Source organism: uncultured Maricaulis sp. (assembly GCF_905480005.1).
Taxonomy (GTDB): domain Bacteria; phylum Pseudomonadota; class Alphaproteobacteria; order Caulobacterales; family Maricaulaceae; genus Maricaulis.
Window position 1 is genome coordinate 38,140 of sequence record NZ_CAJQOO010000011.1, and the last position, 26,522, is coordinate 64,661.

Below are 26,522 nucleotides of genomic sequence, written 5' to 3' on the forward strand. Positions count from 1 at the left end.
TGATTTGATTCAAATCGAAGCAATCGCCCGCGGGGCAGGACCACCGCCCCGGGCGGGCGGAAAATCTGGCGCGGGCAATCTGGCGCGGAAGATCTAGCCGGCCTCGTGTCCAGGCTTGGCGTAGACGAATTGTCCGACATCAATCCGGCCGGTTCTGAAGCCGGCTTCGCAATAGGCGAGGTAAAATCGCCAGATCCGGTCGAAACGGGCATCAAATCCCATCGGCTCGATATCCGGCCAGCTCGCTCGATAGGCCTGGTGCCAGGCCGCCAGGGTGCGGGCATAGCCATCCGCGAACATCAAGCTGTCCTTGGCGACCAGGCCGGCCTCGCCGGCGAGCGTGTCCAACAGGGGGGCTGGCGGCAGCATGCCGCCCGGGAAGACGTATTTCTGGATGAAATCGACCGCGCTGCGATAGCGGTCGAAATCGCCTTCGCGAATGGTGATGACTTGCAGCGCGGCTCGCCCACCTGGCTTGAGACAGTGATGGACTTGCTTGAAATAGATCGGCCAATGCGCTTCGCCGACCGCTTCGAACATCTCGATCGAGGCGACCGCGTCGAAACGCTCCGAGACGTCCCGATAGTCCTGCAATCGAAGATCGGCCTTGTCGCCCAGCCCGGCCTTCTCCAGGCGTGACTGGGCATATTCCAGCTGCTCCCTGGAAAGGGTCAGCCCGGTAACATGACATCCAAAATCACGGATTGCGACTTCGGCGAACCCGCCCCAACCGCAGCCGATTTCCAGAATGCGGTCTCCTTGTTTGAGATTCAGGCTCTCGCAGATCCGCCGGTATTTTCGGGTCTGGGCCTGCGCCAGCGTGTCGTCTTCGCTTTCGAACAGGGCCGCGGAATAGGTCATGCTCTCATCGAGCCACTGCTCGTAGAAGGCGTTGCCGAGATCGTAGTGGAAGGAGATATTACGTCTGCTCCCGCGGCGCGTATTGGCGTTCATCCAGTGCTGCAGACGTGCCAGGAGACGGCTCGGTCCGCCCCGGCCTTTTGCGGCGTGAACCTTGTCCAATTCGGTGGCGAGGGCCGTGAGGAGCGCCGGCAGGTCAGAGGTCTGCCATTCATCATTCACATAGCCTTCGGAGAAGCCCAGCACGCCGCTGGCAGCGATGCGCAGCAGGGCATTCCAGCGACTGATGGTCCAGTCAGCGACCATCTTCGCGTGATCGGGTCCAACCGCAAATCGGTAGCCGCCGGGCAATTCGACCCGCAGGCGGGCAGAGGTCAGTCCATCGAGCGCCCGGGTGATCCGACGCGCGGCGAAGGCTTGAAGTCGGGACGGGTGAATACTCCCCGTCGTGGATTGGTTACTATACGCGTCCATCAATGCCTCCCCGGCATGGTGTCAATGGTTCCGCGGCGTGGGGCGAACATCGCCAGCCCCTTGAGACGCAATTTCAACGCCTCCCACAGGATACCAAAAAAAATGCGCCCCGTATTGGTTGCGACGAGCCAGGCGGCGGCGCGCAGTCGGGCAGGTTCGAGCGGCTCCAGCCGGGCGGTGTGCGCCGCGCTGAGCACAACGGCGTCATCGCGGATCAGCTGAATACCCAGCCGGTAGACACCGGCATCGCGATTGATCCGGAATTGGTAGGTCCCGGCGACCGGATTGAAGGGCGATACAAAGAACCGCTTTTCGGTGGTCAGGCGGACAGATCCGTCGGCGTCGGTTTCTGTCTCCACGGTTTCTGTCTCCACGGGGAAGGCATAGGCGCAGCGCCCGCTATGGAAATTGCTGACCTCGAAAATCAGGCCGATCAGCCTGCCGTCTGGGGCGTGCGCGAAGAATACGGAGACCGGGTTGAAGGCCAGACCGAGTACGCGCGGCGCGGCGAGCAGCTGGATGCGGCCAAAGGGGCCCGACACGCCGGCCTCCCGAAGACGGGTCTCGACCCAGTCCCGCAACGCCATGTCCGCACCGCCATGGTCACGGGTGAACAGGCTCACCAGGGCTGCGCGATTGAAGCCGAAGCCGAGCCGGCGGGAGCGCGGGACATCCGGTCCGTCGATATCAACGAGGACGGACGCCATGCGGTAACGCAGGCTGTGATGACGCGGCCCGCGCCGCGTATGGCCGACCTGGCCAATGAGAAGTGAGGCGGGGCGCGGTGTCATTCGGCGGCGATAGGCAGGGCGTCGCTTGTCGCCGCTGAAGCGGAGCCGGGCCAGGCGATCCGTGCGTTCATGTTCGACCGCGACCATGGTCGCGCCGTCGCGCCCAGCGCGTCGGCGACGATCAGTCCTGACTGCAGGCCGTCCTCGTGGAAACCGGAGCCGAGCCAGGCGCCGCAATACCAGATGCCGCCCCGGCCCTGGATCTGGCCGATGGCAGATTGAGCGGAGATGGCAGCCTGATCGAAGACCGGATGGTCATAGGAATCGACGCGCAGGACCGTGTCGGGATCCGGCTCGGTCTGCGGGTTGAGGGTTACCAGGACCGGGGTCTCAACGGGCAGCGGCTGCAACCGGTTCATCCAGTAGGTCAGGCTGATTTCATGAGTGTCACCGCGCCGGCGCTCGAGATAGTTCCAGCTCGCCCAGGCGGAGCGGCGGCGGGGCATGAGGCGCGTATCCGTGTGCAGCACAGCCGTATTCGGCCGGTAGCGGATCGCCGAGAGGAGTGTTCTTTCTTCCGGATCCGCATCCGACACCAGTTTCAGAGCCTGGTCGGAGTGGCAGGCCAGCACGACATCGTCGAACGATTCAAGCGTGCCGTCAGACAGTGAGACCGTGACGCCCTGTTCTGACCGTTGCAGGCCCTGAACCGGCTCGCCGACCCGGATACTACCGTCAATCGCCTTCGCCAACGCTTTGACATAGGCCTGGCTGCCGCCAGCAATCGTGCGCCATTGAGGCCTGTCGGTCAGTTGCAGCAGGCCGTGATTGAGGAAGAAGCGAAAGAAGCTGTCGGCCGGGAAGCCCCGCATCTGATCAACCGGCGAGGACCAGATGGCTGCACACATGGGCAGAATGTGATCTTCCCGGAAGGTGCGGGAATAACCCTTCTCTTTCAGAAACTCGTCGAGGGTGAGGCTGGTCTCGGTGCTCTGGCTGTCACGCGCGTGCTGGTTCAGACGCAGAATGTCGGCGATCATCCGCCACATGCGCGGGCGAACGAGATTGCGACGCTGGGCGAAGAGCCCGCTCGGATTGGACGAATACTCGAACCCGCCATTGCCGATCGATGCCGCGAAGGACATGTCACTTTCGGCTGTCTCGACGTCCAGCTTGTCCATAAGGCTGACGAAGTTGGGGTAGTTGCGCGGATTATAGACGATGAAGCCGGTATCGACCCCGAAGGACCGGCCCTCGAGCTCGACCGTCGCCGTATTCGCGTGGCCGCCCAGGCGGTCAGCCGCTTCAAAGACCGTGACCTCGTGAGTCCCTGACAGCCGCCAGGCGGCGGCCAGGCCTGAAATACCGGAACCGATGACCGCGACGCGGCGCTTGGGTGATTGGGTCATGGAGGTTCTCGCGTGAGGGAGGCTTCAGAAATATTCTCGGGGACAGTTACGCCTCCGATCCCAAAGCGGATCACACGCGCGTCGCGCGTAGGCTGCGCATTTATCCAACTGAGGAGTGATCCGGTCCGACGCTGTCTTCGTAAGCCGAACCATGTACGCTGCTGTCCAGATACCTGCTCGTCCGGCCAACCGCCGGGCTTTCGACCCGGGAAAGGGGTTCATGACGGATCTGACTGAGCGCCCGAGTGCTGCGGTCGACAGCCGGGCCATGTCCAACCTGCTCGTGCGGGTCGGACAGGCGCGCGATCGTCAGGCCTTCAGGGCGTTGTTCGATCATTTCGCGCCACGGATCCGGTCATTCCTGCTTCAGCGTCGCGTGCCGAAGGCGCAGGCAGAGGATATCACGCAGGACGTGATGTTGGCGGTCTGGCGCCGCGCGGCCAGTTTTGACCCGGCCAAGGCCGGCGCCTCGACCTGGATCTACACGATTGCCCGCAATCAGCACATTGACCAGTTCCGCAAGGCGAAGCGGGCGGAGCAGATGGACGAAACCGATCCGTCCCTGCAGCCGGAACCCGCGCCTGCCGCGGACGATTTGTGCGAGATGTCGGAGTCGGCGCAAAGCGTCGGGGCCGCACTCGAAACCCTGTCACCTGACCAGCGTCAGGTCATCGACATGGCCTTCACGGAAGGGCTGTCTCACAGCGAAATCGCCGACCGGCTCGACTTGCCGCTCGGTACAGTAAAATCACGAATAAGGCTCGCCATGGGCAAGCTGAAGACGACACTTGGAGACTTGGTATGACCCAACGCGGTCATGTGCTGGACGATACCTGGTATCTCGACTACGCCGCCGGAGCACTGGCGAGCGAAGCCGAGGGCGTGCTTGTTCGCTCCCACATTGAACTCAATGACGAAGCCGGGGCCCGTTTGGCGCGCCTCGACCGAATAGGCGGCTCCCTGCTTGAGCAGCTGCCGACAGGAGAGGCATTGCCTTTCTCAGCCGATGATCTGCTCGACCTAGTCGATGGAAGCGAAGACGAGGTCACGGATCCTGCCTCTGCAGCGACCCCCGCAGAGCTCGCAGATGTCGATATCCCGCCGGCGCTTGCCGCCTATCTGGAACGCACGGGCGTACAGGTAAAATGGGAATTTCTCGGGCCGGGCCTGCGCAAGGCCGTGCTTTGGCGCGGTGATGAAGACGAGCGTCTCTGGTTGCTCAAGGCCGAACCCGGCGTTGCCATTCCACATCACGGTCACAATGGTTCCGAACTGACGCTCGTCCTCAAGGGAAGTTTCTGGGATGGCGATCAGGAGTACCGGCGCGGCGATGTGGAAGAGGCGCATCCCGATATCGAGCACGATATCCGGATCGATCCGTCGGGCGTGTGTGTCTGTCTGGCACTGACCTGCGGCAAGCTTCGTTTTGACAATCCGCTTCTTCGGGCATTTCAGGTCTTTACCGGTCTCTGAGCCGGTGAGGCTTGCCGACACTGGGTCCCCCGGCGAGTGACGAAGGCGGGTGCGGTCGCGCGGCGTTTGCGCTACCATGCCGGCTCACGTGATTTCGTCAGGTCCCGGGGTGACGGCCAGCATGAGTGTGAAGACACGGGCGAACAAGCAGTCCGGCGCGACCATCAAGGATGTGGCAAGTGCGGCAGGCGTGTCCGCGATGACCGTCTCGCGTGTGCTCAATGCCGAGCCGAATGTCCGCCCCGCGACGCGCGAGCGCGTCCAGGCTGCCATCAAGGAACTCAACTACCGGCCAAACCTGTCGGCGCGAAACCTTGCCCGCGCGAACGCCTATTTCATCGGCCTCCTCTACGACAATCCCAGCGCCGGCTATATCAGTGAATTGCTGATCGGCGCGCTGAACCGCTGTCGTACATCCGGATATCATCTGGTGCTGGAGAGCTGTGGCGCTGCCGGCGAGGACTGGGCCGCCGAGATCGCGGCCATGCTGCGCACCTCGAATTTCGACGGCATCGTGATGCCGCCGCCGGTTTGCGACAATGCAGACGTGCTTGTTGCCGTTGCGGAGGCGGGTATTCCACATGTCCGCATCGCGCCCGACAATGATCTGGATCGCGCTCCCTGTGTGCTGACCGATGACCGCGCCGCGTCGCGTCGAATGACTGAGTATCTCATCGAGCTTGGCCACAGGCGGATCGGCTTCGTGCTGGGTCCGGAAGAGCATGGCGCCAGTCGGGAACGACATGCCGGCTTCCTCGAAGGACTCGCAGCGCATGGGCTGGAAAGCGATCCTGCCCTGATCGCGCCGGGTGCATTTACGTACAAATCGGGCCTGGAAGCGGCGGATCGCCTGTTGTCGCTCGCCGATCGACCGACCGCGATCTTCGCCTCCAATGATGACATGGCGGTGGCTGTGATCGCTCTGGCACACAAGCATGCGCTTGATGTGCCGCGTGATCTCACGGTGGTGGGTTTTGATGACACCCAGACGGCGACGGCGATCTGGCCCCAACTGACCACGGTTCGACAGCCGATTTCGGACATGGCCAGTGCGGCCATCGAATTGCTGGCCAGCCATCTCAATGGCGATGAGGCCGCCGCCGCGCGCCGTGAAATTCGCTCCGAGATCGTGATCCGCGATTCCTCAGCCGCACCGGCCTCTTAGCTTCACAAATCTCCCGGAAGGCTGCACTCTGTGGCAGCTGTCTGAATGTCCCCGAATTTCAGGGATTGTTAGCGGCCTTGATGCAGGGTTGGCAGCGAGCTCGGCCTTCTTGGGCCGGGATGAGCAATCGGGGAGAGACATGTGAGCGACTGGCGCACTCAACCGGAAATCGATCCGCTCATAATCCAGACCCTGGTCAATGCCGTCGGCGTCGAGGTGTTTGCCGGAATGAAAGACCAGTTCGTCACGGATTTGCGGTCTCTCGGGCAAGCCTATTATGAGGCGCTTGCCAATTCTGATGAAGATCAGGCCAAGGCTTCGGCGCATGCTCTCAAGGGGGCCGCCTCCAATATTGGCCTGGTTCAGCTCAGCCAGATTGCCGCCGAGCTGGAACGCGATGCCAGCGATCCGGGCGCGGCGTTGACCGAGGTTCTCGATCGCTCGATTTCTCGTCTGGAGTCCGCATCCTGAGCTTGATGCCCCAGACGGCACGGAGGAAGATTCGATGGAATACAGGACTGAAAACCGGGACGACCGACTTCTCGTGTGGATATCCGGTGTGATCACCTTTGACGACCACGAGCCTTTCCGACGGATTGTTGACGAGATCGCGGCTTGCACGCCTGAGCTTGTGGAACTTTCCCTCACGACCACCAAGATGATCGACTCTGCCGGTATCGGCATGTTGCTTCTGGCCAAGGACAAGGCTGACAAGTCGGGCAAGGCCCTCGTGCTGTCAGGCGTGACCGGGCATGTTGCCAAAGTGGTCGAGCTGTCCAAGGTAGACCAGCTGATCAAGATCGTCTGAGGTGGCGATGTCAGGGCCCGACGAGTCACTCCTGTCAGACCACGCAGTGGATACCGCGCTCATCCTGATCGTTGATGACCAGAAATCCTCGCGCCTGATGATTGCCGCTGTGCTCGAGGCCGCGGGCTTCACCAATCACCTGTTTGCCAGTGACGGTGTGGAGGCGCTGGACGTTCTCGAACGTGAGCCGGTCGAGATCGTCGTTCTCGATATCGTTATGCCGAACAAGGACGGGTTTGATGTCTGCCGGGAAGTCCGGCAACGCCTGAACCTGCCTGTGTCGATCCTGATTCAGACAGCCCTTGAGGATGCCGACCAGAGGGCGTCGGCCTTTGATGCCGGTGCCTCGGATGTGATTTCCAAACCCATTCACCCCCACGAGATCGTGTCGCGGGTGCGGTTGCATCTTGAACGTCGCCGCATGATGAACAGCCTCCAGCGCTATCGGCGCCGGATGGAGGAGGAGCTGAAGGCGGCCGAGGCGATGCAGATCTCGCTCCTCAAATCCGATGAGGACGTCGCCGCGATTGCCCGCCCGCGTGGTGCAGATTTGTGGACCTTCTATCAAGCCTCCAATCAGCTGGGCGGCGACCTCTGGCAGGTCTTCGAGATCGATGAAACCCGTTTTGGCATCCTGATGATCGATCTGTCGGGGCATGGCGTGGCCGCCGCGATCAACGCCTTTCGCGTTCACATGCTGACCGACACACTGCGCCACGACCGGTCCGAGCCAGGGCTTTGGCTGGCCGCGGTGAATGACTACCTGTACCAGATCCTGCCGGTAGAGCATTTCGCCACCGCCTTTTATGCGGTGATCGATACCGCCTCCGGCCACCTGCATTACGCGATTGCCGGGGCCCCGCCTCCAATCCTGCTGGAAGCCTCGGGCGGTTGGCAGGCTCTGGGTGGCAGCGGCCTTATTCTCGGATGCGCCCCGGGGGTCAGCTATGACACCTGGAAAACCAGCCTGAAGCAGGGTGACCGGCTGCTTTGCTACAGCGACGCGCTGTACGAAAATTTCGAACAGCCCGATCTGTCACTGGAGCCGGAAGATCTCGCGCGGCTCGCGCATGACGTGGTCTCGCGGGAAGGTGGCGCCGGTTTCATGAGCGCCATGATCGGGCAGGTATTCGATGATCCCGAGGCCCAGAGCCGCGACGACCTCACACTCCTGCTCCTGGAGGTGACCGGTGACAGGTGAGACCACGAAGACGCTATCCGACGCAATCTGGGTCCGCCTTGATGAGACGCCGCTGGCGATCGCGATACGCCAATCAATGGTGGAGCGCTATGGGGAGCTGGTTGTTCTCGAGGCGGAGCTTCCGCAAGGCGCGACGGTCGGCCTTGTGATCGCCGATGATGCCCACGGCGGAGAGATAGGCCGGGCTGCTGACCACAATGCCGGCGCGCTCCAGTCCATTCTCATCACCGATGACCCGACCACCGGGACGCGGGCTGATTTCGTTCTGCACAGCGATGTCGATCTTGAATCCGTCATGTCGGTCGTTCGCTCGACCAAGGATTTCCGCGATCAGGTGATGTCCCTGCGCGCCGATGTCGCCCGACGAAAGTCGGCGATTGGCACGATTATCAATGGACAATTTGTCTTTCGCACCCTGGATGAAGCCCGCAATCTGGCGACCATGGTCGCGCTTGCCTGCCCCAATTCGGACCTTGTCGCGGTCGGGCTGCAGGAATTGCTGATCAATGCCGTCGAGCATGGCAATCTGGAAATCGATGCCGCCTTGAAGCACGATCTTTTGCTGGAGGGATGCTGGCGCGAGGAAGTCGAGGCCCGCCTCGGCAATCCGGCCTTTGCGCACCGGGTGGTGATCTTCAGCTTCAAGCGCAGCGACCGCATCATCTCGATGACAATCCAGGATGAAGGTGACGGATTTGATCATGTCCGCTATCTGGCGGACATGCGCCCGATGGACGGATATCGGGGTCGCGGCATCGCGATGGCGAAGGACCTGGCCTTCTCGTCCCTGACCTATCTGGGAGCCGGAAATATCGTCGAGGCCACCATCCTTCTGCCGAAGAACGGGCGTGGCTAGCGGCCCGGACGCCGCAATCCGAATATTTTCGCGTTCAGCTATGGTTCAGTCGGGAAATCCTCTAATCTTCCACAGACAAGACGTGTTATTCGGAACGCAGGGGTGTTCCACACGGACTACAGGGAGGGGATCCAGATGAAAACCCAGATTATTGCGAGCGTCATCGCATCCGCATTTTTGGCTGGCGCGGCCACCGCGCAAGACTTTACCGCGCCGCCGTCTTTCGGGTCGGTCAATCTAAGCTCCGGCTTCACGCCGGATCCGTATAACGTCACGCTGACATCGGGTGGACAGTTGCACGCCAGCAACCTCTCCAGCTCCTGTCGTGGCTGGATCGCCAATGCGCCTGACTATTCGGTCTATTACCAGGCCGGCAACATGTTCGACCTGACCATCAGCTCGGTTTCCGGTTCCGACACGACGCTCGTGGTCAACGGGCCGGCCGGCAACTGGTATTGCGACGATGACAGCGGCCAAGGCCTCAATCCGAGCATGACATTCGCCAATCCGGCTTCCGGTCGGTACGACATCTGGGTCGGCTCCTATTCCGAGGGCGATTATGCCCAGGCGACCCTGTCGATTTCCGAACTCGGCATGGCTGGCGGCCAGCCCTCCCAGGGTGGCGGCAGCTATCAGAGCATTGACTGGTCCCTTCCGGCCAATTTCGGCGGTGCCAATCTGAGCGGCGGTTTCGCTCCGGATCCCTATCGGGTCAACATCATCTCCGGCGGCACACACCGCGCCTCGGAAGTGCGCAATGGGTGTGCTGGATGGGTGTCGTCAGCTCCGGACTTCGAACTGAGCTTCAGCGCCGGTTCGCTCCCGCTGATCCTGTCCGCGGCATCGAACTCGGACACGACCATTCTCGTCAATGATCCCAATGGGAATTGGTATTGCGATGATGATGGCGGCAATGTCGGCCTCAACCCGTCGCTGACTTTCTCCAATCCGGCTTCCGGCACCTATGACATCTGGATTGGCTCGTACAGCCAGGGCCAGAATGCCGATGCCACGCTGTCGATTTCCGAGCTCTACAGCGAGTAGTCGACGCTTTCAGCGTGACGGATTTCAGGGCGGCCGCTTCTTACCGGCCGCCCTTTTTCTGTCCGGAATTCCGGTTTATGCCTTTGGCCGTGGTTATCGAGGTGGGTCTTCATGCGTTTCATTCTGGCTGTTTGCGTCGGCGTCCTGCTCGTCGCTGTGGGGTTTGTCTTCTTCATTCTACCGGCCCGGATCGATGCCGACATGAATGTCGTCACACCCCACGAACCCTATGGTCTGACCGCTGAGGCCGAGGCGCTGCACGGCACGCTCCGGGTCGGCGATCTACACTCCGACATGCTGTTGTGGATGCGCGATCCGACCCGATGGAATGGTCGGGGTCATACCGATCTGCCGCGCCTTCGGGCCGGGCAGGTCGCCTTCCAGGTCTTCTCCAGCGTGACAAAGACGCCCTCTGGCCAGAATTACGATAGCAACACCGCCGACAGTGACGACATCACGGCGCTCGCCATCGTCCAGCGTTGGCCGATGCGGACCTGGGATTCGATCCTGGAACGCGCGGTCTATCATGCCGATCGGCTGAACCGCCTGGCAGAGCGCGATGACAGCTTCACCGTGGTGCGGACCCGGGCCGATCTCGAAGCGGTCCTGGCGGCGCGCGAAACCGATCCGGCCGCGATGGCGGGCCTGCTTGAAACCGAGGGAGCCCATCCGCTTGAGGGGGAAATCGGGAATGTTGATGTGCTCTGGGATGCCGGCTATCGCATGCTCGGCCTGCAGCATTTCTTCGACAATGCGCTCGGCGGCTCCCTGCATGGTGTATCCAATGACGGGCTGACCGATTTTGGGCGCGAGGTCATTCACCGCATGGATGAGCGTGGCCTCATCATTGATGTTGCCCACTCGTCCCCGCAAGTCGTCGAGGATGTGCTGGCCATGACGGACAGCCCCCTCGTGGTGTCCCATACGGGCGTGCACGGCCACTGCGCAGTGAAGCGGAATATTCCCGACGCGCTCATGCAGCGGATTGCAGCCGGCGGCGGCCTGATCGGGATCGGCTTCTGGGCCGATGTCACCTGTGATGACAGCCCCGAAGGCGTGGCGGCGACATTGCTGGCCGCGATCGATCTGGTGGGTATCGACCATGTCGCGCTCGGCTCCGACTATGACGGAACGGTCACGACGACATTTGACGCCTCTGAATATGCCGTGCTCACCGACCGGCTGCTCGCTGCCGGTCTGGGCGAGGACGAGGTGCGCCAGGTGATGGGCGAGAACATGATCCGCTTCTTTCTCGAGAATCTGCCGGCGGAATAGGCGCTGCCCAAACAGGCGCTGACCGAACAGGCGCTGGTGGCGGCGGCTATTCCGCCGCCACCGCCTCGGCCTCGAGGCGTTCAACCAGTTTGACCCCGGCCTGCGAGCAGCTGAGCGTTCCGCCCAGATCACCGGTCCATTCGCCGGCTTCATGCATCGCATTGACCGCGTCTCTAAGTCGTTTTGCGGCAGCGTTTTCGTCGAGGCTTTCCAGCAATTGTGCGGCGGCTTCGATGGCCCCGAACGGGTTGGCCTTGTCCTGGCCGGCAATGTCCGGCGCGGAGCCGTGGATGGGCTCGAACAGGCCCGGCTTGCTGTCGCCCAGCGACGCCGATCCCAGCAGTCCGATCGAACCGGGCAGCATGGAGGCCTCGTCGGAGAGAATATCGCCGAACATGTTTTCGGTGACGATCACATCGAAGCTCGCCGGTGCGCGCAGCATGTGCATGGCGGCGGCGTCGACATACATGTGGTCGAGCGCGACATCCGGAAAATCGCGGGCGCCCATCTCGCTGACGACATCGCGCCAGAGACGGCTGGTTTCCAGCACATTGGCCTTGTCGACCGAGGTCAGCTTGCCGCGGCGCAGTCGGGCCTGCTGAAAGGCGATGCGCGCCACCCGCTCAATCTCGCTGCGTGAATAGGTGCATTTATCGCTGGCTGTGTCGGCGGTCCGTTCACGTTCGCCGAAATAGATGCCACCGGTCAATTCGCGCACGATCAGCACATCCGTGCCCGCGACGAGGTCCGGGCGCAGGGGTGATTTTCCGGCCAGAGCCGGATGCACGGCGGCCGGACGCAGATTGGCATAGACGCCCAGCGCCTTGCGCAGGGACAGAAGGCCGGCTTCCGGCCGGGCGTCGGCCCGATCCCATTTCGGCCCCCCCACCGCGCCAAGAAAAACCGCATCGGCCGCCCGGCAGGCCGAAAGCGTCTGGTCTGTCAGCGGCTCCCCGAATGCATCGATGGAGGCACCGCCAAAGGCACAGGTCTCAAACTCGATTCGGAAGCCTTCCAGCGCGGCGACATGTTCGAGCACGGCGCGGGCGACTGCGGTGATTTCCGGTCCGATCCCGTCACCGGGCAGGAGGGTGATGCGATAGTTCATGCGATGTCAGCCTCGTAAGCGTCGATGGCGTCGGCATGGCTCATCAGGAAGCCGAGCGGATCCGTGCCTTCCATCAGGCAGTGTTTGGCAAAGGGTTCGATCTCGAAATCGAAACTCGGGCCATTGCCCAGATCAACATGCTGGCTGGCCAGATCGATCCTGATTGAAATGCCGGGATTGGCGAGCAACCAGTGATGAGCCGCCTCCGGCGCGACGATCGGAAGCAGTCCGTTGCGGGCAGAGTTCGAGCGGAAAATGTCGGCGAACTCGCTGGAGATGACGGCCCGGAAGCCGAAATCATGCAGGGCCCAGGGCGCATGTTCGCGCGACGAGCCACATCCGAAATTGCGACCGGCAACGAGAACCCGGCAGGCAGCGGTGTCGAGGCTGTTCAGTGAAACGGCATCAAGCGGCCTGCCGTCTCCGTCATAACGCCAGTCATGAAAGGCCAGCCTGCCCAGACCGTCCCGTGTGGTCGTGGTCAGGAAACGGGCCGGAATGATCTGGTCGGTATCAATGTCTTCCTGATCGATGACAAAGGTCCGGCTGTCGATCTGGCGGACATCATCCTGAGTCTTTGGAGCAGGATCAGGCATGGGCGGGCTCCATCAATTCGGCGGGTTCGATGACATGCCCTGCAATCGCGGCGGCCGCGGTGGTTGCCGGGCTGGCCAATATGGTACGGACGCCAGGGCCCTGGCGGCCTTCGAAATTCCGGTTCGAAGTCGAGACGACCAACTGGCCGGGTTCGCCCCGATCGCCGTTCATCGCGATACACATGGAGCAGCCGGGCTGACGCCATTCGGCGCCGGCTTCGATGAAGATCCGGTCGAGACCTTCCGCCTCGGCCTGGGCCCTGACGGCAACCGAACCGGGCACGATGAGCGCGCGAATGCCGTCCGCCACCCGCCGACCGCTCATGATGGCGGCCGCCTCGCGCAGATCGGTGATGCGGGAATTGGTGCAGGAGCCGATAAAGACCTGATCAACGCGTGCGCCGGCCACCGGCTTTCCGGCCTCGAGGCCCATATAGGCGAGCGCCTTCTTCTGGGATGCGGTGCGCGGCGTCGGAATGGGCGTGTTGACGGCGATGCCGGTATCCGGGGCTGTGCCCCAGGTCACCATCGGCCGGATCGACGCGGCGTCAATCATGACCTCCTGGTCAAAGCGGGCTCCCGGGTCGCTGCGCAGAGTCGCCCAATGGGCGACCGCGGCGTCCCACTCGGCGCCTTGCGGGCAGTGTTCGCGGCCTTTCAGCCAGTCGAAAGTGGTTTCGTCCGGCGCGATCATGCCCGCACGGGCACCAGCCTCGATTGACATGTTGCAGACCGTCATCCGGCCTTCCATGTCGAGGGCCTCGATCGCGCTGCCAGCATACTCGATTACGCACCCGGTGCCGCCATCGACTCCGAGTTCGGCGATGATGGCGAGGATGATATCCTTGGCCGAAATGCCCGTCGCGATCTCGCCATCGACGGTCACGCGCATGGATTTCGGCTTGCGCTGCAGAAGGCATTGCGACGCCAGGACATGGCCGACTTCCGTGGTGCCGATGCCGAAGGCGAGGCCCCCGAAGGCGCCATGAGTGGCCGTATGGCTGTCACCGCACACAATTGTCATGCCCGGTTGTGTCGCGCCCAGTTCCGGCCCGATCACATGGACAACGCCGCGATGACCGCTGCCCCAGCCATGCAGGGTGATGCCGTGCTTTTTCGCATTGTCCTGCAGGCGCTCGACCTGGCTCTGCGCCGCCTTGGTCGCATAGGGCGGCGTCTCGCCCGGCGCAAAGTCGAGCGTCGGCGTGGCATGGTCGATCGTTGCCAGGGTGCGGTCGGGGCGACGCACGCCCAGCCCGCGCTCATCGAGCACGGAGAAAGCCTGCGGTGAGGTCACTTCATGCACGAGATGCAGGTCGATATAGAGCAGACCCGGCGTCTCCACCGTTTCGTCCCGAACCTGGTGAGCCTCCCAGACCTTGTCGAACAGGGAGCGCGGGGCCTCGCCCGTGCGCTCAGTCTCAGGCGACATGCTGAACCTCCATCGCATTGTCCTGGACCGGCTGCAGCCAGCCATGACGGTCCGGCGTATCGCCGGAGAACAGGCCGAAGAAGCGCTCCTGCATCAGTTCCGCTATCGGTCCCCGACCGCCCGCGCGAACAACATGTCCGTCGACCGAGCGGACCGGAGTGATCTCTGCTGCCGTGCCGGTGAAGAAAATCTCGTCGGCGAAGTAGAGGCTCTCGCGGGACAGGGTCTGCTCGCGGACATCGAAACCTTCCGCCTCGGCCAGTTTCATCACCGAATCCCGGGTCAGGCCTGACAGGATGGAGGCCGAGCTCGGCGGGGTGCGGATGACGCCATCGGAGACGACGAAGATGTTCTCCCCGGCGCCTTCCGACACCAGACCATTGACGTCCAGACCAATGCCTTCGTCGAAGCCACGCGAATGCGCCTCATGGCTGATCAACATGGAAGACAGATAATTTCCGCCCGCCTTGGCGCCGGTTGGAATGGTGTTCGGGGCCGGTCGGCTCCACGAGGAAATGCAGCAATCCACGCCCTTGGTCAGCGCTTCCTCACCGAGATAGGCGCCCCAGGGGAAGGCGGCGATGCAGATTTCAGGCTTGCTGTCGGCACCCGGCAGGACACCGATCCCGCCATAGCCGAAAAAGGCGACCGGGCGAATATAGGCGTCCTTCAGATGATTGGACCGGATCACCATCCGGCAGGCCGCTTCGACCTCTGCTTCGGTGTGCTCGATCGGCATGTGATAGACCTTGGCGCTGTTGAACAGTCGCTTGATGTGGTCGGTCAGCCGAAAGATGTGCGGGCCGGTCGGCGTGTCGTAGCAGCGGATCCCCTCGAAGACGGAGGAGCCGTAATGCAAAGCGTGTGAGAGAACATGCGTCTGGGCTTCGTGCCAGTCGATCAGTTCGCCGTTGCGCCAGATGAAGTCGGTTTCCTGGATTGCCATTTTACTGTGTCCTGTCAGACGGCCTGAGCCGGTTGTTTCTGGGTCATGTCGGCCCGGCCATAGGCCTCACCGCGATCGAGTGTGAAGAGCAGCGAGTCGATGGCTGCGGTGACGATATCGGGGCCACGCGCGCGCCCGGAGAAGATCGTGCCGTCAATGTCGATGCTGATATCGGCAACGAATTCGCGACCGGTCGCGGTCGATCGCATGCGGGTCTCCAGAGCCGTCACGGTGGCGTCCGTGCCGGTGATACGCTGGACCGCCGCAAAGGCGGCCGCAATCGGGCCGTCGCCGGACGCGATGTCGGAGACGCGGCCGCGGTCGGGATGCTCCAGTTCAATGCGGGCAAACTGTTTGGGTTGGCGACCGGCCGTTGTGCGCAACTCGGTGCGCAGAACGGTCCAGCGCGAACCGCTGGGGGAGAAGCCTTCCATCATGGCAACCAGATCGGCATCATTCACTTCGCCCAGCTCATCGGCCAGGTGTTTGAAATCCTTGAAGACCTGGTTCAGCTTGTCCGGGTCGGGCTGATAGCCCAGCTTGGCCAGGCGCTGGACCAGGGCGTGCTTGCCTGAGTGCTTGCCCAGCACCAGGGCCGAGCCCGGCGCTCCGACGCTTTCCGGTGTCATGATCTCATAGGTCCGGCGGTCGGAAATCATGCCGTGCTGATGGATGCCGGCCTCGTGGGCAAAGGCATTCTTGCCGACGATAGCCTTGTTGGGCGCGACCGCGGTACCGGTCACCCGGGCCAGGCGCTGGCTGGCCGACCAGATCTTGGTGGCGTCGACATGGCTGACAGCCGGGAAGATGTCGGCCCGGACCTGCAAGGCCATGACGATTTCCTCCAGCGAGCAATTGCCGGCGCGCTCGCCGATCCCGTTGATCGCGCATTCGACCTGGCGGGCCCCGCCCTTTACGGCGGCGAGCGAATTGGAGACGGCCAGTCCCAGGTCATTGTGGCAATGGGCGGAGAAGATCACATGGTCCGGGCGCTGGACCTGGGCGACAAGTTTCTCGAACACGGCGCGGATCTCGTCCGGTTCGGAATAGCCGACCGTGTCGGGAACGTTCAGGACATCGGCGCCATGGGCGGCGGCACAGGCCATGGCCTCGACCAGGAAATCCGGCTCGGTGCGCAGGGCATCTTCGGCGGAGAATTCGATCTCATCGAATGTGCCCGCCGCGTGCCGGAGGCAACGCTCGATCGTCTGCAGCACTTCGCGGCGCGACATGCGCAGCTTGGCCTCGCGATGGATGGGACTGGTCGCGATGAAGATATGCAGGCGTTTGCGATGCGCCGGTTCGAGCGCGTGGGCAGCCGCATCGATGTCCTTCTCATTGGCGCGCGCCAGCGAGCACAGGGTGGAATTGCGGATTTCCGATGCGATCAGGCGGATGGCCTCGCTGTCGCCGGGCGAGGCCGCAGCGAAGCCGGCCTCGATCGTATCGACCCGCATGGCCTCGAGCAGGTGCGCAATTTCCAGTTTTTCCGCCGGGTTCATGGAGAAGCCCGGAGCCTGTTCACCATCGCGCAGCGTGGTGTCGAAGATATGCAACCGGTCCGGCTGCGGGGTGTTCACAGATGTCAGTGTCGGGGCGGGCATGCTTGCCTCCATCGATGGGGCGTACCGGCTGCCTGGGCAGCGATTTCCGGGGCAATCTGGGGCTCGAAATCGGGCGTGAAGACGCCGCGCACGTCGAGCAGGCGCGCGACCTGGCGGGCCAGCACATCCATGTTGCGCGCGTCATCGCGGGCATCGAGCGACATGGTCACTGTGGACTGACCGTTCGATGAGGCCGCCTTGTCGAGCGTTGCAATGGTGAAGCCGCGGCGTTCGACAAGACCGATAAGCCGCATCAGGGCGCCTTCTGCGTCAGCGATATCAATACGAAGCAAGGTGCGCATGATCAGTTCTCCATCATGTCGGCATTGGACGCGCCCGGCGGCACAAGCGGCCAGACATTCTCACGCGGGTCGATCAGGACGTGCGCCAGTATGGGGCCGCGTGCCTTGAGCAGGCGGTCGATCGCCGCGGGCACTTCCTCGCGGCTGTGAACGGTGAACGCCTCGATGCCGAAGGCATGGGCCACTTCCGCGAAATCGGGGTTGTCGTAGAGGTCGATCTCGGAAAAATTCTCTTCGAAGAAATACTCCTGCCATTGCCGAACCAGGCCCAGCGAGGCGTTGTCCAGCAGCAAAATCTTGACCGGCACGCCATAGCGGCGGGCCGTGGCCAATTCCTGGATATTCATCATGATCGAGCCGTCGCCGGTGATGGTGACGACCTTGGCATCCGGCCGCGTCATCGCAGCGCCGATTCCGGCAGGCAGGCCATAGCCCATCGCGCCCAGGCCCGCTGAGGTCAGATGGTGTTCCGGGCGCGAGAAACGGCAATGCTGGGCCACCCACATCTGGTGCTGGCCGACATCGCAGGCGGCGATGAAGTCATCGCCAGCGACTTCCGACAATTCCTTCAGCATGGCCGGGGCATAAACGCCGGAACCTGGCGCGTCATAGCGGAAGGCGTGACGGTGTTTGCGCTCGATACAGGTGTCGCGCCACGCCGCAATATCCAGCCAGTCATTGGTGATGCCGGCGAGGATTTCCGTGATGTCGCCGGCCAGGCCGATCTCGGCCCGGCGCAGCTTGTCGATCTCGGCGGCATCGCCGTCGATATGAATGATCCGGGCGCCGGGCGCGAAACTGTCCAGACGACCCGTCGCCCGGTCATCGAAGCGCGCACCGCAACAGATCAGCAGATCGCTTTCATCGACCGCCACATTGGCCGCGCGTCCGCCATGCATGCCCAGCATGCCGAGATAGGTCTCGCTGTCGGGGTGGGCACAGCCCAGGCCCTTCAGTGTGGCGACTGCGGGTATGCCGGTGCGCGCCATGAAGTCGCGCACGGCGTCGACGGCACCGCCCAAGGTGACGCCGCCACCGATGTAGAGGACGGGGCGGTCCGATTGGGCCAGCAGGGCCGTCGCGCTCGCCAGGTCTGATTCTGGCGGGCTCGGCGGCCCGGCCTCAGGCCGAGACCCTGGGGGAAAGGTGGGGTACGCCTCGGCTTGTAGGACATCCTTCGGCAGATCGATCAGGACCGGGCCGGGGCGTCCGCCCTCCGCGATCTGGAAGGCTTCCGCGATCATTTCCGGGATCCGCATCGGATCGCGGATAATGATCGAATGTTTCACGACCGGCATGGACATGCCGAAGACATCGACTTCCTGGAAAGCGTCGGTCCCCATCAGTCCGGACGGAACCTGGCCGGTGAGGATGATCATCGGGACGCTGTCCAGATAGGCATTGGCGATGCCGGTCAGGAGGTTGGTGGCGCCCGGTCCGGACGTGGCCAGACAGACGCCGGCCTTGCCGGTCAGGCGCGCCTGGGCATCGGCCGCGAATGCGGCGGCCTGTTCGTGGCGGACCAGGATATGCTTCAGGGACGAGCCGGTCAGCGCGTCATAGACCGGCATGATGGCCCCGCCCGGATAGCCGAAGACCCGGGTCACACCCAACGCTTCCAGTGTCCGTACGACCGCATGCGCCCCGGTCTGGCGGGTACGCGTCTGTGCGGCGTCGGCAGCGGAGGCCGTGTCGTCGATCTCGGTGGCGGGCAGGGCCGTCATCACATCTCGTCCTTCTTCTTCTCGTCGTGCGCCGGTCAGGCGTTCGCGCCGGGCTGCAGCCACGGCATGTCGGCGCGCAGGGCGGCGCCGGTTTTCTCGATCGGATGTTCCAGATCCTTGCGCAGCAGGGCCTGGTATTGCGGCTTGCCGGCCTGGTTCTCGGTGATCCAGTCGCGCGCGAAAGTGCCGTCCTGGATGTCCTTGAGAACCTCACGCATGCGCGCGCGGGTCTCGTCATTGATGACGCGGGGTCCCGAGCGCAGATCGCCGTAAATGGCGGTCTCCGAGATGAATTCATGCATCTTGGCCATTCCGCCTTCATAGAGGAGGTCGACGATCAGCTTGAGCTCGTGCAGGCATTCGAAATAGGCCACTTCCGGCTGGTAGCCGGCATCAACCAGGGTCTCATAGCCCGCCATGACCAGCTCGGTTGCGCCGCCGCACAGGACGGCCTGCTCGCCGAACAGATCGGTCTCGGTTTCCTCGGCGAAAGTCGTCTCGATCACGCCGGAATTGGCGCCGCCAATGCAGGATGTGTAGGCCAGTGCCCGCTCCCGGGCTTCGCCGGTCGCATCCTGCTGGACGGCGAACAGGCAAGGCACACCGCGGCCGATTTCGTATTCGCGGCGAACCAGATCGCCCGGACCTTTCGGAGCGACCAGCATGATATCGACGCCTTCCGGCGGGGTGACACGGCCGAAATGGACCGAGAAGCCGTGCGCGAACAGAACCGCATCGCCGGGAGACAGGTTGGGTGCGATGGATTCGCGGAACAGGGCTTCATGGCTCATGTCCGGGGTCAGGATGGCAATCAGCTTGCCGGCCTTGGTGGCCTCTTCCGGCGTCGCCGTCTTGAGGCCGTCAGCCTTGGCTTTCTTCTCGCCGGCACCGCCGGGGCGAACACCGACCGTGACGTCACAGCCGCTGTCCTTGAGGTTCATGGCATGGGCACGGCCCTGGCTGCCATAGCCGATAACGGCGACCGGTTGGGCCTTGAAGGCTGTCGTGTCGACCTCGAAGGCGGCACGGCGGGACGGGGTGGAGGCAGTCATGCGGGCATCTCCTGCTTGGATGATGTGTGTGTGGGGCGCGCCGTCGCTGCAGGCGGCGGAGCGATGAGAGTGGTGGCACCGCGCGCGGCCGAAGAGACCAGGGCGGCATATTTGGCGAAGACACCGGTCGGCGCAGGCCGGCCGGATGAGGAGGGTGGACGGCTGGCGAGGTCCGCCTCGACATCGATGCGCCGTGTGGCCACATCGATGCGGATGATGTCGCCATTGCGGATGCGGCCGATCGGCCCGCCATCGGCAGCTTCCGGGCTGACATGGCCAATGACGAAACCTTTGGAGGCGCCGGAAAAACGGCCATCCGTGATCAGGGCCACATCGCCGGCCAGACCCTGGCCGACCAGGGCAGCGGTGACGCCCAGCATTTCACGCATGCCGGGACCGCCCTTGGGACCCTCATTGCGGATGACGAGAATGTCGCCGGCCTTGACCGCATTGGCCTCGACCGCGGCGAAGGCATCCTCCTCGCATTCAAACACCCGGGCCGGACCGGAGAATTCAGTGCGGTCATGCCCGGACAGTTTGAGCACGGCGCCTTCGGGCGCCAGATCACCCGTCAGGACCCGGAAGCCGCCGTCGGCCTTGACCGGCTTGGCGACTGAATGGATGACCCGTTGATTGAGGCTTTCCTCGGCGCTTGCGCATTCGGCGTGCAGGCTCTCTCCGGTGACGGTCGGCGTGTCAGCCAGCAGGCCGCCTTCGATCAGGCGCTGGCCGAACAGGCGCGAGCCGCCGGCCAGAAACATGTGGTGGGCCAGGAAGCGCCCGCCCGGCTTCAGGTCGGTGATCACCGGCGCTGCGCTGGAAATCCGGTCGAAATCGGCGATATCGAAGTCCACGCCCGCTTCCGCGGCGATCGCGGCGACATGCAGGACGGCATTGGTTGAACCGCCCGAGGCCGAGGCGGCGATAACTGCATTGCGCAGGGAATCCTCGGTGATGAAGCGACGCGCGGTGGTGCCAGCCTTTGCCAGTTCGACGGCCAGGCGGCCGCAGCGCGCGGCGGCCTCCGGCTTGTCCGGATGGGGCGCGGGGATATCGTTCACGCCCATGGGGGACAGGCCCAGCATGGTCAGGATCATCGCCATCGTATTGGCGGTGAACTGGCCACCGCAGGCGCCCGCGCCAGGGCAGGCGGCCTTCTCGACTTTCGTCAGGCCGGCATCATCCAGCGTTCCTGCAGCATGGGCGCCGACGGCTTCGAACACGTCCTGGATCGACAGGGCCTGGTCGCCCAGCTTGCCCGGCATGATCGTGCCGCCATAGAGGATGCAGCCGGGCACATCCATGCGCGCCAGCGCCATGGCTGCGGCCGGGATGGTCTTGTCGCAACCGACCAGGATGACCACCCCATCCAGGCTGTGGCCGCGGGTCGCCAGCTCGATCGAGTCGGTGATGACCTCGCGCGAGATCAGCGAGGCGCGCATGCCCTCAGTGCCCATCGAGATGCCGTCGGAGACGACGATGGTGTTGAAGTCGACCGGGTGGCCGCCGGCGTCACGGACCGCCTCGCGGACCGGTTCCGCCAGGTCAGCCAGATGCATGTTGCACGGGGTGACCGTGGTCCATGTGTTGATGACACCGATCAACGGCTTGTCGAAGTCAGCATCCTCCATGCCGGTGGCACGCATCATCGCGCGGGCCGGCGCGCGGGCCGGACCGGCAGTGATGGCATCTGAGGTCTTGCGGCTGTCGTGGGTCATTGTCGTGTTCCGTGGCTCGAAACACAAAAAAACCCCGCTCCGGGTTCCGGGAGCGGGGTTTTTTGTGTCTGCCGGTTGGCGAGGTCTCTCGTCAGGCAGGCGCGCTTACCGCTCCCGTTATGGTCGGGATAATAAGTACAAGTACGAGAAGGAGTAGGCCGAGCGCGTTCACCCGCTCGCCCGTCAGGGCAGCGGCCGGGGCAACCGGCAGAGCGTACGCATTGATCATCAGATCGGCTTTCCAGAACTCTATTGCGGTGCAACGTGACCCGGCTTTTTGGTTAAGGCAACCCCGACTTGGAAAAAAACTGCATCAAAGAGCAGGTTTCGACATTGCCGGGCATAATTATCCGGCAAGGAGGCGTTTCGCGCACAAGAATACTACGCGCTCGCGCGCGTGAAACAGTCTAGTTTGGCCGTATGTGGATGAAGCGACTGATTTGGCGGGTGTTCGGCCTGGTTTGTGTAGGCCTGGCAATTGCCGGTGTGGTCTTGCCGCTCGTGCCGACCACCCCTTTCCTCTTGCTGGCTGCCTTCGCCTTCGCGCGGTCCTCACCCCGGCTTCATGCCTGGCTCCTCGCCCACAAGCGTTTCGGTCCCTTGATCCGGAACTGGCAGGCGCATGGCAGCATCGATCGCAAATCCAAGCTTCTGGCCGTTGCCGCCATGCTCATGGCGTTGGTGTTGAGTATCGCCATGGGGGTGAGTGTGATGGTTATCGCGATCCAGATCATCGTCCTGTCCTGTGCCGCTTTCTTCATCCTGACCCGTCCGGATGGCCCTTGAGCCGCCGTCGTATGCGGTAATTGAATCGCTTATCACCTTGCTTCATCGCCGGGCAGGGGCGCTCAATTCCGTGCAGCCTGACGGGTCTGACAAAAAAACTTCACGAAGCGGTTGACGGAAATTTGTGCACGCGCAGCAAATTTTCGGGCGACATCCGATCATGTCGCGACTCTGTGGATTGAACTGCTGGCGGCGGCCGACGCCAGCCTCTTTCCAGGAGCAAATAATTCCAGATCGGACCGATATCGGGACTCCCGGTGAAATAAAATACCGCCCAAGGCGCACTGAAAGAAAAATGTTGCGATGCAGCAGAGTGCGTCCTAGGCTCTCGAAATCAAGAGTCGCCACAAGGTGACCTGACCACAGAGCGCAATTGATTGGATCCGCCGTCACACCTGTGTGACGCGGATCGTGAGTGATCGACCGGGCATCATATCCGGTCAGGGCGCCCCGCGTGGCGACCGCTACCTCATTGATCCTGAAAAGAGTTTTCAAGTGCTGCAGGAAGTCTGCAGCCCTGTTCGCGACCTGATGACAGGCCGGATGGTGAGGGGCAGTTGCCAGAAACGGGGGGATCCCAATGATTGGCAGGACACAAATGAACAAGACACTGGCTCGAGGCGCGCTGTGCGCCGTAGTGGCAGGTATCGGCTTGACCGGTGCCGCACAGGCTCAAGTGTCCGAGGAAACAGCCTTTGTTTTCAATACGCTGTTATTCCTGATCGGGGGTTTCCTGGTCATGCTCATGGCGGCCGGGTTCGCCATGCTGGAAGCCGGCTTCGTGCGCACCAAGCACACCGCGGCCATCTGCCTGAAGAATATCGCTCTCTACTCGATCGCCGGCATCATGTTCTACCTGGTCGGCTATCAGGTCATGTATGGCGGGCAGACCCCGTATTTCGGAATGCCCGCAATCTGGGCGCCGTCCGAACTCGCGAGCGACGAGGCGATCGATCTGGGGACCGGCTATGCCGCGGCCTCGGACTGGTTCTTCCAGATGGTCTTTGTGGCCACCGCAGCCTCCATCGTCTCCGGTACCATTGCCGAGCGCGTGAAGCTCGGCCCCTTCTTCATCTTCGTGGTCATCCTTACCGCGTTGATCTACCCGATCCAGGGTAGCTGGGAATGGGGCGGCGGCTGGCTGGATGCCGATTTCGGCTTCTCTGACTTCGCCGGTTCGACCCTGGTTCACTCAACCGGTGGCTGGGCCGCCCTTGCCGGTGCCATCCTGATTGGCGCGCGGTCCGGTCGCTTCGGTCCGGACTCCAAGCCAATGACCCCGGGCTCCCTGCCACTGGCAACACTGGGTACCTTCATTCTCTGGTTCGGCTGGTTCGGCTTCAACGGCGCCTCGCAACTCGCACTGGGTTCCTCTGCTGATGCGGTCGCCATTTCGCAGATCTTTGCCAACACCAACATGGCTGCCGCCGGTGGCGTCGTGACGGCCTACCTCCTGTCCATGCTGCTCGGTGGTGGCAAGGCCAATCTCGCCTACTGCCTCAATGGGGCCCTGGCTGGACTGGTGGCCATCACGGCCGAGCCGCTCACGCCGACAATCCTGCAGGCCATTGCCATCGGTGCGGTGGGTTCAGTGATTGCAACCTTCGGCGCCAAATTGCTCGAAGCTGTCCGGATCGATGATGTTGTCGGGGCTATCCCGGTCCACCTCTTCGCCGGCATCTGGGGCACGATGGCCGTGCCGCTGACCAATTCCGACGCCACCTTCTTCGGCCAGGCCGTCGGCGTCGGTGCCATCGGTGCCTTCGTCTTCGCAACCAGCTTCGCTGTCTGGCTGATCCTCAAGATCACGGTCGGTATCCGACTGTCGCCAGACGCCGAAAATGTTGGCGGTGACCTGTCCGAGCTCGGACATGACGCCGGCTCCATCTTCGCCAGTGACGTGGGAAAGACTTCAGCCCCGGCGCAGTAACGGCTCAAGCGGCCGGATCCGGAGAGCCCGTCTCTCCGGATCCCGGCCCGCCGCCGGACGGGGCCGTCCCGGAGCCAAGCCAGACTATGTCATCAACCGGTGAGCGTCGGTCTTCGCCGAGCCACCCACAGACACTGAAATCCGCACCGGTCATTACGCGGTCAACGGGAGAGCTGCGCTCTCGTCCTGCCGATCGGAGCCTCAGGAAATCCAGACCACCCACACTCGATCTTCCACCCAGGAGTAAGTCATGAAAATCAAGTATCTCGCATTGGGCCTCGCTGCCTGCGCCTTCACCGCCCCGGTTGCCGCCCAGGAAGTTACCGGCAATGTCGCGCTCGGTTCGGACTATGTGTTCCGCGGTATCACCCAGACAGATGGTGGCCCGGCCATTTCCGGCGGCTTCGACGTTGAGGCCGAGGGCTTCTATGTCGGTGTCTGGGGTTCCAGCGTCGACTTCTCGGACGACACCACGATGGAGCTCGACCTCTATGGCGGTTACGCCTTCTCCGGTGCCGGCTTCGATTATGATATCGGCGTGATCTACTACGCCTATCCCGACAGCCCGAGCGCTGGCGGAGACCAGAATTTCGTCGAATTCTATGGCGGTATCGGTCGCTCTTTCGGCCCGGTCGGCTGGGATGCCAAACTGTCCTATTCCCCGGAATTCTATGGTGAAACCGGCCAGGCCTGGTATCTGGAAACCGGTCTCGGCATGGAAGTGTTCGACGGCATCAGCGTCGATGGTCGCATCGGGGCAAGCCGCTTTGATGACGTGCCGGGCGCCGATTATGAAGACTATCAGCTTGGCGTGTCCGGCACGGTCTTCGGCAATGTCGGTTGGGACCTGCGCTATCATGATCTCTCCGACGGCGGAGATGAGAGCCTTGTCGTGACCTTCTCGCAGAGCTTTGGCGACTGATCATTCGTCAAACTGATTGTTGTGGTGCGTGAACGGGCCCGGCTGTTAGCCGGGCCCGCTTTCATTGGGGTCTTGCCCGCCAGACGCCGCCGTTCGCACCGATGATCCAGGCGGTTTCGCCCGAGGGCGAGACGGCGACTGCATTGGGCGCCTCGACCGGCCAGGCGCTTGCCTCCCAGCTGATCTGGTCGCCCTGCAGCACGCCCGTGTCGATGCCATTGGTGCCGACAGTCAACCAGTGACCGGAGGCCGCGACCACGTCCGAGCGGTAGCCACCAGGCGCGGCGCGGGCGGGAGCCCAGCTATCCCCGCGGTCATGCGACAGAGCGAAATTGCCGCTGGTGGCGTCGGGTTGTTGATAGTCGCCGCCGCTGATCGCAAGCAGACCGTCCTCGCTGATCGCGACGCCGAATATGCCTGCACCGCCGCTTCCCGCGGCCATCGGCGTCTCGAGCGCGGTCCAGCTGTCGCCGAAATCGCAACTGCGCAGTATCCGGGCGACGGCGCCGCCCCCGGTCCCGATAAAGGCGCATCCATCGGCGCTCAGCGCGATCGAGGAGTTGGAGGCTGCAAATCCCGCTTCACCGTCCAGCGGCGCTGGCAATGCCGGCAGGGCGGCCCAGCTCGTGCCGCCGTCGAGCGTTCGCAGGACCAGGAATGCGCCATCGACCGGATCGGAGAAGGCCAGACCGCGCTGGTCATCCCAGAAAGCGAGACTGTCAAAGAAAGCGGCCCCGGTTTCATCCTCCCAGATCAGCTGGAAAGACGCGCCGCCGTCGGCGGTACGCAGGATCCGTCCCGGTTGGCCGGCGGTGACGAAGAGGGCTGTGTCGGCGTCGAAGCCGTGCGCCGAGCGCAGGTCGGCACCGTCGGCGAGGTCTGTTGTCAGGACTTGCCAATGCTCGCCACCATCCACCGTACGCAGGACCTGCCCGTCCGGGGCACCAATCCAGACAACGTCATCGGACACGACGCTCAAACCTCTCAGCGAGGTTGAAACGCCACTTTCCTGGAGTGTCAGTGACCAGGATGCCGGAGCCGGTGCCTCCTCTGGCGCGGTGCAGGCGGCCAGCACTAGAAAACAGCCGGCTCCACCGGCCATGCG

Annotated in this window: 25 protein-coding genes; 12 read left to right on the top strand and 13 right to left on the bottom strand. The window is 63.1% G+C overall.

The window, feature by feature from the left end:
- Positions 1-93 precede the first annotated feature (93 nt).
- Genes QZ266_RS01945 through QZ266_RS01955 form a run of 3 tightly spaced genes read right to left on the bottom strand, consistent with a single transcriptional unit; the run spans position 94 to position 3,475 of the window.
- Complete coding sequence (locus QZ266_RS01945) at positions 94-1,335, bottom strand: cyclopropane-fatty-acyl-phospholipid synthase family protein (protein ID WP_295691214.1); 1,242 nt, start codon at positions 1,333-1,335, stop codon at positions 94-96.
- Positions 1,335-2,126, bottom strand: a complete 792-nt coding sequence (locus tag QZ266_RS01950; protein ID WP_295691216.1) for a DUF1365 domain-containing protein — start codon at positions 2,124-2,126, stop codon at positions 1,335-1,337. The genes QZ266_RS01945 and QZ266_RS01950 overlap by 1 nt, the downstream gene beginning before the upstream one ends.
- Positions 2,123-3,475, bottom strand: a complete 1,353-nt coding sequence (locus QZ266_RS01955; protein WP_295691218.1) for an NAD(P)/FAD-dependent oxidoreductase — start codon at positions 3,473-3,475, stop codon at positions 2,123-2,125. Before QZ266_RS01955 ends, QZ266_RS01950 begins: the two co-directional genes overlap by 4 nt.
- Before the next feature lie 220 nt (positions 3,476-3,695).
- Between QZ266_RS01955 and QZ266_RS01960 the strand changes: the two genes are divergently transcribed.
- The 9 genes from QZ266_RS01960 (at position 3,696) to QZ266_RS02000 (ending at position 11,297) form a co-directional block, all read left to right on the top strand.
- Positions 3,696-4,280: a sigma-70 family RNA polymerase sigma factor gene (locus QZ266_RS01960; protein WP_295691219.1), complete on the top strand. Its 585-nt coding sequence runs from the start codon at positions 3,696-3,698 to the stop codon at positions 4,278-4,280.
- Complete coding sequence (locus tag QZ266_RS01965) at positions 4,277-4,948, top strand: ChrR family anti-sigma-E factor (protein ID WP_295691220.1); 672 nt, start codon at positions 4,277-4,279, stop codon at positions 4,946-4,948. The genes QZ266_RS01960 and QZ266_RS01965 overlap by 4 nt, the downstream gene beginning before the upstream one ends.
- Before the next feature lie 121 nt (positions 4,949-5,069).
- Positions 5,070-6,113, top strand: a complete 1,044-nt coding sequence (locus QZ266_RS01970) for a LacI family DNA-binding transcriptional regulator (protein WP_295691221.1) — start codon at positions 5,070-5,072, stop codon at positions 6,111-6,113.
- 141 nt (positions 6,114-6,254) lie between these two features.
- The gene (locus QZ266_RS01975) at positions 6,255-6,584 is read left to right on the top strand and encodes an Hpt domain-containing protein (RefSeq protein WP_295691222.1); all 330 of its coding nucleotides are present in this window, start codon (positions 6,255-6,257) and stop codon (positions 6,582-6,584) included.
- A gap of 34 nt (positions 6,585-6,618) precedes the next feature.
- Entirely contained in the window at positions 6,619-6,921 is a 303-nt protein-coding gene (locus tag QZ266_RS01980) for an STAS domain-containing protein (protein ID WP_295691223.1), read from the top strand.
- A 7-nt stretch (positions 6,922-6,928) separates the two neighbouring features.
- Positions 6,929-8,122: a SpoIIE family protein phosphatase gene (locus tag QZ266_RS01985; RefSeq protein WP_295691224.1), complete on the top strand. Its 1,194-nt coding sequence runs from the start codon at positions 6,929-6,931 to the stop codon at positions 8,120-8,122.
- Positions 8,112-8,978, top strand: coding sequence for an ATP-binding protein (locus QZ266_RS01990; RefSeq protein ID WP_295691225.1), 867 nt, complete (start codon positions 8,112-8,114; stop codon positions 8,976-8,978). Before QZ266_RS01985 ends, QZ266_RS01990 begins: the two co-directional genes overlap by 11 nt.
- A gap of 135 nt (positions 8,979-9,113) precedes the next feature.
- Positions 9,114-10,022 carry a hypothetical protein gene (locus QZ266_RS01995; RefSeq protein WP_295691226.1) on the top strand — a complete coding sequence of 303 codons (909 nt, stop codon included), beginning with the start codon at positions 9,114-9,116 and terminating at the stop codon, positions 10,020-10,022.
- Positions 10,023-10,133: 111 nt separating this feature from the next.
- Positions 10,134-11,297: a membrane dipeptidase gene (locus tag QZ266_RS02000; protein ID WP_295691227.1), complete on the top strand. Its 1,164-nt coding sequence runs from the start codon at positions 10,134-10,136 to the stop codon at positions 11,295-11,297.
- A gap of 46 nt (positions 11,298-11,343) precedes the next feature.
- Here the strand turns inward: QZ266_RS02000 and leuB are convergent, their stop codons facing one another.
- Genes leuB through QZ266_RS02045 form a run of 9 tightly spaced genes read right to left on the bottom strand, consistent with a single transcriptional unit; the run spans position 11,344 to position 21,779 of the window.
- Positions 11,344-12,405, bottom strand: a complete 1,062-nt coding sequence (gene leuB, locus QZ266_RS02005; RefSeq protein WP_295691228.1) for a 3-isopropylmalate dehydrogenase — start codon at positions 12,403-12,405, stop codon at positions 11,344-11,346.
- Complete coding sequence (gene leuD, locus QZ266_RS02010; RefSeq protein ID WP_295691229.1) at positions 12,402-13,001, bottom strand: 3-isopropylmalate dehydratase small subunit; 600 nt, start codon at positions 12,999-13,001, stop codon at positions 12,402-12,404. The genes leuB and leuD overlap by 4 nt, the downstream gene beginning before the upstream one ends.
- Positions 12,994-14,433 (bottom strand): 3-isopropylmalate dehydratase large subunit, encoded by a 1,440-nt coding sequence (gene leuC, locus QZ266_RS02015; RefSeq protein WP_295691230.1) that lies wholly within the window; start codon positions 14,431-14,433, stop codon positions 12,994-12,996. Before leuC ends, leuD begins: the two co-directional genes overlap by 8 nt.
- The gene (locus tag QZ266_RS02020; protein ID WP_295691232.1) at positions 14,423-15,379 is read right to left on the bottom strand and encodes a branched-chain amino acid transaminase; all 957 of its coding nucleotides are present in this window, start codon (positions 15,377-15,379) and stop codon (positions 14,423-14,425) included. Before QZ266_RS02020 ends, leuC begins: the two co-directional genes overlap by 11 nt.
- 14 nt (positions 15,380-15,393) lie before the next feature.
- The gene (locus QZ266_RS02025) at positions 15,394-16,983 is read right to left on the bottom strand and encodes a 2-isopropylmalate synthase (RefSeq protein WP_295691234.1); all 1,590 of its coding nucleotides are present in this window, start codon (positions 16,981-16,983) and stop codon (positions 15,394-15,396) included.
- Positions 16,965-17,285 (bottom strand): ACT domain-containing protein, encoded by a 321-nt coding sequence (locus QZ266_RS02030; RefSeq protein ID WP_295691236.1) that lies wholly within the window; start codon positions 17,283-17,285, stop codon positions 16,965-16,967. The genes QZ266_RS02025 and QZ266_RS02030 overlap by 19 nt, the downstream gene beginning before the upstream one ends.
- A gap of 2 nt (positions 17,286-17,287) precedes the next feature.
- The gene (ilvG, locus tag QZ266_RS02035) at positions 17,288-19,009 is read right to left on the bottom strand and encodes an acetolactate synthase 2 catalytic subunit (protein ID WP_295691238.1); all 1,722 of its coding nucleotides are present in this window, start codon (positions 19,007-19,009) and stop codon (positions 17,288-17,290) included.
- 35 nt (positions 19,010-19,044) lie between these two features.
- On the bottom strand, positions 19,045-20,061 hold the full coding sequence (gene ilvC / locus QZ266_RS02040) for a ketol-acid reductoisomerase (protein WP_295691240.1): 1,017 nt from the start codon (positions 20,059-20,061) through the stop codon (positions 19,045-19,047).
- Positions 20,058-21,779, bottom strand: coding sequence for a dihydroxy-acid dehydratase (locus tag QZ266_RS02045; protein WP_295691242.1), 1,722 nt, complete (start codon positions 21,777-21,779; stop codon positions 20,058-20,060). The genes ilvC and QZ266_RS02045 overlap by 4 nt, the downstream gene beginning before the upstream one ends.
- A gap of 426 nt (positions 21,780-22,205) precedes the next feature.
- On the opposite strand from QZ266_RS02045, the gene QZ266_RS02050 reads away from it, so the two are divergent.
- From QZ266_RS02050 to QZ266_RS02060, 3 genes are all read left to right on the top strand, one after another.
- Positions 22,206-22,565: a YbaN family protein gene (locus QZ266_RS02050; protein WP_295691244.1), complete on the top strand. Its 360-nt coding sequence runs from the start codon at positions 22,206-22,208 to the stop codon at positions 22,563-22,565.
- Between the two features lie 598 nt (positions 22,566-23,163).
- Positions 23,164-24,495: an ammonium transporter gene (locus tag QZ266_RS02055; protein WP_295691245.1), complete on the top strand. Its 1,332-nt coding sequence runs from the start codon at positions 23,164-23,166 to the stop codon at positions 24,493-24,495.
- Positions 24,496-24,745: 250 nt separating this feature from the next.
- On the top strand, positions 24,746-25,417 hold the full coding sequence (locus tag QZ266_RS02060) for a TorF family putative porin (protein ID WP_295691246.1): 672 nt from the start codon (positions 24,746-24,748) through the stop codon (positions 25,415-25,417).
- Between the two features lie 61 nt (positions 25,418-25,478).
- Here the strand turns inward: QZ266_RS02060 and QZ266_RS02065 are convergent, their stop codons facing one another.
- On the bottom strand, positions 25,479-26,519 hold the full coding sequence (locus QZ266_RS02065; protein WP_295691248.1) for a hypothetical protein: 1,041 nt from the start codon (positions 26,517-26,519) through the stop codon (positions 25,479-25,481).
- Positions 26,520-26,522 lie beyond the last annotated feature (3 nt).